Origin of the sequence: Rasiella rasia (assembly GCF_011044175.1) — a bacterium.
In the GTDB taxonomy this organism is placed as follows: Bacteria; Bacteroidota; Bacteroidia; order Flavobacteriales; family Flavobacteriaceae; genus Marinirhabdus; species Marinirhabdus rasia.
This window is the reverse complement of sequence record NZ_CP049057.1, coordinates 373,411-382,500: the sequence shown is the minus strand read 5'-3', so window position 1 is coordinate 382,500 and position 9,090 is coordinate 373,411. Positions and strand designations below refer to the sequence as shown.

Below are 9,090 nucleotides of genomic sequence, written 5' to 3'. Positions count from 1 at the left end.
TTGGCGGATGGTCCCGCCGGATTCATACAGGGTTTCACGTGCCCCGCACTACTCAGGATACCACTATCTTAACTTCCTTTACCTATACCGGGCTATCACCGTCTATGGCCACGCTTTCCAACGTGTTCTAGTTCATCGAGTCTCAAATGTTGTGGTCCTACAACCCCTAACCTGCCGTAACAGATTAGGTTTGGGCTATTGCGCGTTCGCTCGCCGCTACTAGCGCAATCACTTTTGTTTTCTCTTCCTCCGGGTACTTAGATGTTTCAGTTCCCCGGGTTCGCCTCCTTGCGGATAACTATTCTTCAAATAGCTGGGTTGCCCCATTCGGAAATCTGCGGATCAATTTGTATGTGCCAATCCCCACAGCTTATCGCAGCTTATCACGTCCTTCATCGCCTCTGAGAGCCTAGGCATTCCCCATACGCCCTTACTTTGCTTATTGTACTTTTTGCTCTTTAATGAGTATTCATACTCCATATATGGTAAACCATATACAGAGATTTCTTTACTTTAATTATTGCTTTTCTCGTATTCTTTATTCTCAATATGTCAATGAACTGTCTGGAACTCTATATATCATACCGCAAGCTTTATGAAAAATAACTCTTTGGTGTCTCGATACATAAATTATATCCGTGGTGGAGAATATCGGAGTCGAACCGATGACCTCCTGCGTGCAAGGCAGGCGCTCTAGCCAGCTGAGCTAATCCCCCATTTAAAATAGAAATTCCAAAACCTAAAATTCCAAATTCCTAAAAAGATGGTACCCAACTTCTAAAATTTCCTTTCAATATGTAATGAACGTATTATGTAGTCTCAGGCAGACTCCCTTCGATACAACACTTAACAGTGTCACTCAGGATAAACTTCTCGCCTATCTTCGACTTGTAGTCTCAGGCAGACTCCCTTCGATACAACACTTAACAGTGTCACTCAGGATAAACTTCTCGCCTATCTTCGACTTGTAGTCTCAGGCAGACTCGAACTGCCGACCTCTACATTATCAGTGTAGCGCTCTAACCAGCTGAGCTATGAGACTGTAGCAGTCTATAGTATTAAGTTTTCAGTATTCAGTCTACAGATACTGATACTTAAAGCCTTAGACTTAAAAATTAAAATTGACAACTAAACCAAGAAAAGCACTATCGTTTTGAAAAGCATAAGCTTCTCGTCGTACTCTCTATGTCTGTAAACAGACATTCTCTAGAAAGGAGGTGTTCCAGCCGCACCTTCCGGTACGGCTACCTTGTTACGACTTAGCCCCAGTTACCGGTTTTACCCTAGGCAGCTCCTTGCGGTCACCGACTTCAGGTACTCCCAGCTTCCATGGCTTGACGGGCGGTGTGTACAAGGCCCGGGAACGTATTCACCGGATCATGGCTGATATCCGATTACTAGCGATTCCAGCTTCACGGAGTCGAGTTGCAGACTCCGATCCGAACTGAGACCGGTTTTAAGGATTCGCTCCACCTCACGGTGTGGCTGCCCTCTGTACCGGCCATTGTAGCACGTGTGTAGCCCAGGACGTAAGGGCCGTGATGATTTGACGTCATCCCCACCTTCCTCACAGTTTGCACTGGCAGTCTTGTTAGAGTTCCCGACTTGAATCGCTGGCAACTAACAACAGGGGTTGCGCTCGTTATAGGACTTAACCTGACACCTCACGGCACGAGCTGACGACAACCATGCAGCACCTTGTAATGTGTCCGAAGAAAAAGGTGTTTCCACCCCTGTCACAATACATTTAAGCCCTGGTAAGGTTCCTCGCGTATCATCGAATTAAACCACATGCTCCACCGCTTGTGCGGGCCCCCGTCAATTCCTTTGAGTTTCATTCTTGCGAACGTACTCCCCAGGTGGGATACTTATCACTTTCGCTTAGCCACTCAATCCGAAGATCGAACAGCTAGTATCCATCGTTTACGGCGTGGACTACCAGGGTATCTAATCCTGTTCGCTCCCCACGCTTTCGTCCCTCAGCGTCAATATATTGTTAGTGATCTGCCTTCGCAATCGGTATTCTAAGTAATATCTATGCATTTCACCGCTACACTACTTATTCTAACCACTTCACAATAATTCAAGACAACCAGTATCAATGGCAATTCTATGGTTGAGCCACAGACTTTCACCACTGACTGAGCTGCCCGCCTACGGACCCTTTAAACCCAATGATTCCGGATAACGCTCGGACCCTCCGTATTACCGCGGCTGCTGGCACGGAGTTAGCCGGTCCTTATTCTTATGGTACCGTCAAGCTCTCACACGTGAGAGTGTTTCTTCCCATATAAAAGCAGTTTACAACCCATAGGGCAGTCTTCCTGCACGCGGCATGGCTGGATCAGGGTTGCCCCCATTGTCCAATATTCCTCACTGCTGCCTCCCGTAGGAGTCTGGTCCGTGTCTCAGTACCAGTGTGGGGGATCCCCCTCTCAGGGCCCCTACCTATCGTAGTCTTGGTAAGCCGTTACCTTACCAACAAACTAATAGGACGCATACTCATCTCTTACCGTAACCTTTAATCATAAATACGATGCCGTAATATGATACTATGTGATATTAATCCAAATTTCTCTGGGCTATCCCACAGTAAGAGGTAGATTGTATACGCGTTACGCACCCGTGCGCCGGTCGTCGGCAGAAGCAAGCTTCCCCGTTACCCCTCGACTTGCATGTGTTAGGCCTGCCGCTAGCGTTCATCCTGAGCCAGGATCAAACTCTTCATCGTGAAATCTTAAATAAAATCTCGTATAACAAAAAGCTTAAATCTCAAAAAATTCTCAGGTACTATTTCTTAGTTTAGTTTTTCGATATGATAAAAAATCGTTTCCAATTTAATACCATACGCTGTCAATTTCAATATATCAATGAACTTCTAATTCTATCTTTTAACGCTACTCCGAAACTCGTGTTTCTAATTCACTCATCCGTTTTGCGGGTGCAAATATACAACCTTTTTATAACCCTGCAAGAATTATAATAATTTTATTTCAAAAAAAATCAAGACCGTAGTATTACTCCAAATCACTCATCCAAATCTCTCCTTCAAAGCGGGTGCAAATATACAATCAGAAATTTCAATCCACCAAACTAAAAGCAATAAAAAACAAGATTGAGTTATTAACAATTGTTAATTGTCTGAATACTAATTTACTTGCAACAAAAATAATTTGTGTTAGTGATTGAAGCGGCATCCTTTTGGATCTGTATTACATCTTATTTCTAAACCCAATTACGCCCCCTAGCCCTTTTAGGCTTCGTCTATCCTATCCAAAAGATATAGCTGAAAGCACGACCACAATAAGCAATTAGGGATACAAATTGCTTGTTGTGGGAACACCCAAACAAACAACAATGACTTTTACTTCCTTAATTAGACTTGGCATTCCAATGCGCAGTAAGGTCTAGGTAGTCGATTTCGAATGCGGGTTTTTGTCGCTCTAATTTATTAGCCTGAAATGAGCGTTCCAATACATCTTCTATAAGGTAGTCTTCTTTTACATCAAAAGGACGGTACTCTTCTTTTATTGAGATGTCGAAAAGTTTGGCAGTTGTGTTGTACCAAAAGGCGCGCCAACCCGTTCGCAACTCTTTTACTAGATCGAATGCCGTACGCCCAGTTTGCCTGTGAATGAGTTTCACCAAAATCTGACCTTCGGTACGCGTTAGCTTTTTAAGTTTTTCTGAAAACTCCTCTTCGATATATTTCTGGATACGCTTTGTATATTTTTTACGGTCGCGCTTTTTATCGATTGTCTTTAAACGCTCGGTCATTGTAGTTAATCGCTCTGAAGCCAATTTAGCATAAGGATATACTTTTCTGGTCTTTCTGCGTAAGATTAAATAGCGGCGTCTATCTTCTTTCGAATTAAACTCTAACTTATTTAAAAGCACAACCTCTTCTAAATCGATATACTCTCTTGGAATACTGTCACCATCTATAATATAATAGAAGGTTGTCAAGCTATCCTGCTCTTGTTTTATTTCTTCTACGGTTTGAGCTTCAGCAAAAACTGCAGTAAATAGTAGTATATATAGGTATGTAAATATCTTCACCTCTTACTTTTAATCAACCAACAACTAAAACTGTTCCAAAATTAAAAAATTGTAGCAGGTTCCTGATGAATTAATCCTTAATTTTGAATTTAAACGTATAACTAATTCTTTTGGCATTATGGCGAAGTCTATTTTAAACAAAAAGTCACTAACATTTCTAGAAAACTATTTAAACAATGCCGCCCCTACCGGATATGAATGGGACGGACAAAAGCTTTGGATGGAGTATCTAAAACCTTACGTTGACGAGTTTATAACCGACACCTATGGTACTGCAGTTGCTGTTATTAATCCGAAGGCAAAATACAAAGTGGTTATTGAAGGGCATGCAGACGAAATTTCTTGGTATGTAAACTATATTAGTGATAATGGATTATTATACGTGATTAGAAATGGAGGAAGTGACCATCAAATTGCACCTTCAAAAATTGTAAATATTCACACTAAAAACGGAATTAAAAAGGGGGTCTTTGGATGGCCAGCAATTCATACCAGAAGTAAGGCTAAAGAAGAAGCTCCAAAACCAGACAATATTTTTATAGATGTTGGAGCCAAAGACAAAGAGGAAGTAGAAAAGATGGGAATTCATGTAGGCTGTGTTATTACGTATCCAGACACCTTTCACGTTTTAAATGAAGATAAGTTTGTGTGCAGGGCTTTAGATAATAGAATGGGTGGTTTTATGATTGCTGAAGTGGCTCGTTTGTTAAAAGAGAATAAGAAAAAATTGCCTTTTGGTCTTTATATCACTAATTCGGTACAAGAAGAAATTGGACTTAGAGGCGCGCAAATGATAGCAGAACGAATTCAGCCTAACGTGGCAATCGTTACCGACGTAACCCACGATACTACCACACCAATGATTGACCAAAAGAAGCAAGGGGCCGCTAAAATTGGTGCTGGTCCGGTGATTGCTTACGCCCCAGCCGTACAGCAAAAATTACGTGATTTAATTACTGATACTGCAGAAAAGAACAAAATACCTTTTCAAAGAGCAGCCCTTTCGCGTGCAACAGGTACAGATACAGATGCATTTGCCTATAGCGGAAGCGGAGTAGCCAGCGCATTAATCTCTTTACCGCTTCGATATATGCACACCACTGTAGAGATGGTGCATAGAGAAGACGTAGAAAATGTCATCAAACTTATATACGAGTCGTTGTTGCAGCTTAAAAGCGGTGAAACATTTAGTTATTTCGAATAACTCTCGCGGCAACTTGATTGGCTAATGGGCTATTTAATTATAGTCTACACACTTTAGTATCTTTGGTGCAAAATTCTAAGAGTGCTATTCAATTCATTTGATTTTGGGTTTTTCCTCGTCATTGCCTATTCATTGTATTGGCTCTTGGGAAGCAGGCAGCGTATTGCACAAAATGTTTTGTTGTTGCTTGCAAGTTATCTATTCTACGGTCTATGGGATTGGCGCTTTTTAGGATTGCTTTTTGCTAGTTCTTGCATCGATTATTTTGCTGGGCGAGCCATTGGTAATTCTTCAAAAAAATCACATCGCAAGTTCTGGCTCTACACCAGTGTGCTCTGGAACTTGGGCGTATTAGTGACGTTTAAATATTTCAACTTTTTTATAGACGGTTTTCATGCCTTATTTACTTCGGAAAGCGTCGCAACTTCTTATAGTATCTGGAATGTGGTCATACCGCTAGGCTTGAGTTTTTACACCTTTCAGACGATGAGCTACACCATAGACGTGTACCGAAATAGAATAAAACCAACTAAAAACATTCTTGAATTCTTATGTTTCGTAAGTTTCTTTCCGCAGTTGGTAGCAGGACCTATAGAACGAGCTAAGTTTTTACTTCCACAGTTTCAAATTGAAAGAAAATTTAATTTACAACAGTCTAAAGAAGGTCTACGGCAAATTTTATGGGGATTGTTTAAAAAAGTCTTGGTGGCCGACAAACTTGGAATTGCCGTAACCATGGCTTTTAACAACCCTGAGCAATATGGAAGCCTTACGTTGGCTTTTGCGGCTGCCTTGTTTTCGTTTCAGGTCTATTGCGACTTTTCTGGCTACACAGACATTGCCGTTGGTACGGCTAAACTCTTTGGCTTTAAGCTACACAACAATTTCAACATTCCATATCTCGCCAAATCAATTACAGAATTTTGGCAACGTTGGCACATTACACTCACGAAATGGTTTACAGATTATGTCTATATTCCCTTTGTAAAAAGTTTTAAACGCATTACCGTAAGGGTGCGGGTTATTGGGCTTTTATTAACTATGTTTTTGGTAGGATTATGGCACGGTGCAAATTGGACCTTTACTGTATTTGGTTTATATAACGGAGTTATTCTTGTGGTAGAACGCATACCTTTCTTCGGAAGAAAAAATACTTTGGTAAAATGGTTACCCAATAGAACAAGACTTTTTAGTTTGTTTTATTTCTTTACCCTTACCTCTATTTCTAGTGTTTTTTTTCGCGCGGAAAGTTTAGACCATGCGTGGTATATCCTAAAACGGATACTTAGCTTTACAGATGCTACGACACTATCGTCACTCATTGGTATAAAACTAGGATATCTTGCCATATTGATTGTTGCCGAAGTGATAACAAAAACCAAAGCATACCCCCTAGCGCAGTTAGAAGCCTATCTACCGAGGGCAGCACGCTGGACAATATATTATATCCTTATCATATTAATTGTTCGTTATGCCGAACCTAAAGAAGCCTTTATATATTTTCAGTTTTAATGCAACGTAAATTTGTAACATATCTGCTCCTTTTCTTTACACCCGTAGTTATTGCGTACTGCGTGATAGAATATTATACGTTACAGCTTCCTATGAGTTTTAAGGCGATTTCTACCTATATGCATAAAGACGCAGATAAATTTGAAGTATTAGTTTTAGGATCGTCGCAGATGAAGGGAGGAATTAATCCAGAATACATTTCGCAACCCACCTTAAATCTAGCAGGAGGCAATCAGCACCACGATACAGATTTCAAAATTTTGAAACAATTACTTGATAGTTTTCCTGCACTTAAAACGGTTGTACTCGAAACCTCTTACAGCCATTTTGAACTACCTCATAATGGAAAGCAATTTTATAAGAATAATGCATATTTAAAGTATTATGGTGTTAATACTTTTGAGCGACAAACTTATTTTAAAGACAAACTTATTTTTCTATCAAATCCGAAGTTGTTTTCAGAGAGAATATTAGACAATTACAGTAATAATGGCAGAAAATACGGCTTTAATACTTATGGGTATGACACACTAAATTACCCTGGGCTTTTTGAAGACCTCCAGTATAATGAAGCAAAAATTTCAGAAAAGAAAGTATTTAAGATTAATAAAACCCCGAATACGGAACTATTTGCAACAAACACAGCGCTCTTCTTTGATATGCTCGAATTTTTGGAAAGTAAGAACCTGAATATCATATTGTGTGAAGCCCCCATGTATAAAACCTACCTGCCACAACGGGTTCCTGAAATTTTATACAGACGCGATAGTATTATTATGGTGGCAAAACTGCGTTTTAAGAACCTAACAGTAGTAGCGCTAGAAACTGATACAATTAATTACAGCGCACGTGATTATTGGAACCAAAGCCATTTAAATCCGAAGGGGGGAGAAAAATTCTCAAAACAATTAGATTCAGTTTTAAGACAGCATACCCCCTAACCTATTCTTTATTTTTTAGTTTGGCAAAATAATTTCTAGCTTCTTTTATCACCTTTGGTGCAAGAATAATAGTTGCCAGCATGGTAGGAATTGCCATTAGCGCAAAAAATGTATCAATAAGATTAATCATCATGCTAAGAGAGGTAGTCGCTCCTAGTATGATACTGGCAATGTAAAAATAATTGTAAACACCTTTATTGTTGGCTCCAAATAAGAAAGACATACATTTTGTACCGTAGTAAGAGTATGAAAATAGTGAGGAGATACTAAAAACAGCAATACACAATAACAATGCATATTTTCCGTATTGTGGAATGGTTTCTGTAAATGCGGTAGCAGTAAGGGTCACACCATTTGAATCGCTAGACTGCCACACACCCGTTACTAAAATCGCCAATGCGGTTAGCGTACAAACAATTAGCGTATCTATAGCTGGACCTAGCATGGCAACTAGTCCTTCTCGTATAGGTTCGTTTGTTTTTGCTGCTCCATGTGCCATAGGCGCTGTACCAATACCTGCTTCGTTAGAAAATGCTCCACGACGAATACCCAATAAAATAAGCCCTCCTACTATACCTCCAAGAAATGCATCCCCTTTATAGAAGGAAGCAGAAAAAGCATCGGTGAAAATTAGCGCTAGGTATCTAGGAATTTCGGTATAATGAACGCCTAAGATGTAAACTACCATCACAAAGTACAACAAAACCATAGCCGGGACTAATCGAGATGTGGTTTTACTTATACGCGAGAGACCGCCCAACACTACAATGGCTGTTATGGTAGCAAGTATTACACCTATAATAATATTTGTGTATGTACCATGGTATAGATTTGCTGGCTTTAACAAGAGATCGTTAACAGCTTGGGTGAGCTGATTTACATTAAACACAGGCAAAGCTCCAACGAGTCCAGCGACACTAAAAAACGCCGCCAAAGGCATCCAGTTTTTACCGAGGCCTTCTGTTATAAAATACATGGGGCCACCTTGAATTTCACCATTGGTATCTTTACCACGATACATTACAGACAAACTAGCGGTAAAAAATTTTGTAGACATACCAATAACCGCACTTACCCACATCCAGAATACGGCTCCTGGGCCACCAATTGCAATGGCTACGGCAACGCCAGAAATATTCCCCATACCAACGGTAGCCGATAACGCAGTGGTTAATGCTTGAAAGTGACTAATTTCGCCAACATCGTTTGTATCATCGTATTTACCGCGAAGTACCGCGAGCGCATGACCTAAATATCTAAACGGAAGAAAGCGTATTCTAAAAATAAGATAGAGTCCGCCACCCATCAATAAAATTAACAACGGAAGTCCCCAAGCCAACGAGGCCATTTTCGCGAAAAGTGTATCAATAATTT

5 protein-coding genes, 2 tRNA genes and 2 rRNA genes (1 of these 9 only partly in view) are annotated in these 9,090 nt (G+C 40.3%); 3 read left to right on the top strand and 6 right to left on the bottom strand.

What is annotated here, in order from left to right; all coding sequences use genetic code 11:
* The 5 genes from G5B37_RS01675 to G5B37_RS01655 all read right to left on the bottom strand — a co-directional run.
* Window positions 1-445, bottom strand: a 23S ribosomal RNA gene (locus G5B37_RS01675) (it extends 2,383 nt beyond the left edge of the window).
* A gap of 194 nt (window positions 446-639) precedes the next feature.
* A tRNA-Ala gene (locus G5B37_RS01670) sits at window positions 640-716 on the bottom strand.
* Window positions 717-968: 252 nt separating this feature from the next.
* Window positions 969-1,042, bottom strand: a tRNA-Ile gene (locus G5B37_RS01665).
* Window positions 1,043-1,210: 168 nt separating this feature from the next.
* Window positions 1,211-2,731 (bottom strand): 16S ribosomal RNA (locus tag G5B37_RS01660).
* The 16S and 23S rRNA genes sit together here with 2 tRNA genes alongside, the layout of an rRNA operon.
* A gap of 641 nt (window positions 2,732-3,372) precedes the next feature.
* On the bottom strand, window positions 3,373-4,059 hold the full coding sequence (locus G5B37_RS01655; RefSeq protein WP_164678325.1) for a DUF4294 domain-containing protein: 687 nt from the start codon (window positions 4,057-4,059) through the stop codon (window positions 3,373-3,375).
* 118 nt (window positions 4,060-4,177) lie between these two features.
* Here G5B37_RS01655 and G5B37_RS01650 point away from each other — a divergent pair, with 118 nt between their 5' ends.
* The 3 genes from G5B37_RS01650 (at window position 4,178) to G5B37_RS01640 (ending at window position 7,716) form a co-directional block, all read left to right on the top strand.
* Window positions 4,178-5,263, top strand: a complete 1,086-nt coding sequence (locus G5B37_RS01650) for a M42 family metallopeptidase (protein WP_164678324.1) — start codon at window positions 4,178-4,180, stop codon at window positions 5,261-5,263.
* Between the two features lie 81 nt (window positions 5,264-5,344).
* Complete coding sequence (locus G5B37_RS01645; protein WP_164678323.1) at window positions 5,345-6,775, top strand: MBOAT family O-acyltransferase; 1,431 nt, start codon at window positions 5,345-5,347, stop codon at window positions 6,773-6,775.
* On the top strand, window positions 6,775-7,716 hold the full coding sequence (locus G5B37_RS01640) for a hypothetical protein (RefSeq protein WP_164678322.1): 942 nt from the start codon (window positions 6,775-6,777) through the stop codon (window positions 7,714-7,716). The genes G5B37_RS01645 and G5B37_RS01640 overlap by 1 nt, the downstream gene beginning before the upstream one ends.
* A 1-nt stretch (window position 7,717) precedes the next feature.
* On the opposite strand, the gene G5B37_RS01635 is transcribed toward G5B37_RS01640, so the two are convergent.
* Complete coding sequence (locus tag G5B37_RS01635) at window positions 7,718-9,064, bottom strand: alanine/glycine:cation symporter family protein (RefSeq protein WP_404814795.1); 1,347 nt, start codon at window positions 9,062-9,064, stop codon at window positions 7,718-7,720.
* Between the last annotated feature and the right edge of the window lie 26 nt (window positions 9,065-9,090).

Excerpts from the sequence above, each read along its gene's own strand:
- G5B37_RS01640 (WP_164678322.1), top strand. The coding sequence starts at position 6,775 with ATGCAACGTAAATTTGTAACATATCTGCTCCTTTTCTTTACACCCGTA.
- G5B37_RS01650 (WP_164678324.1), top strand. The coding sequence starts at position 4,178 with ATGGCGAAGTCTATTTTAAACAAAAAGTCACTAACATTTCTAGAAAAC.
- G5B37_RS01635 (WP_404814795.1), bottom strand. The coding sequence starts at position 9,064 with ATGGCCTCGTTGGCTTGGGGACTTCCGTTGTTAATTTTATTGATGGGT.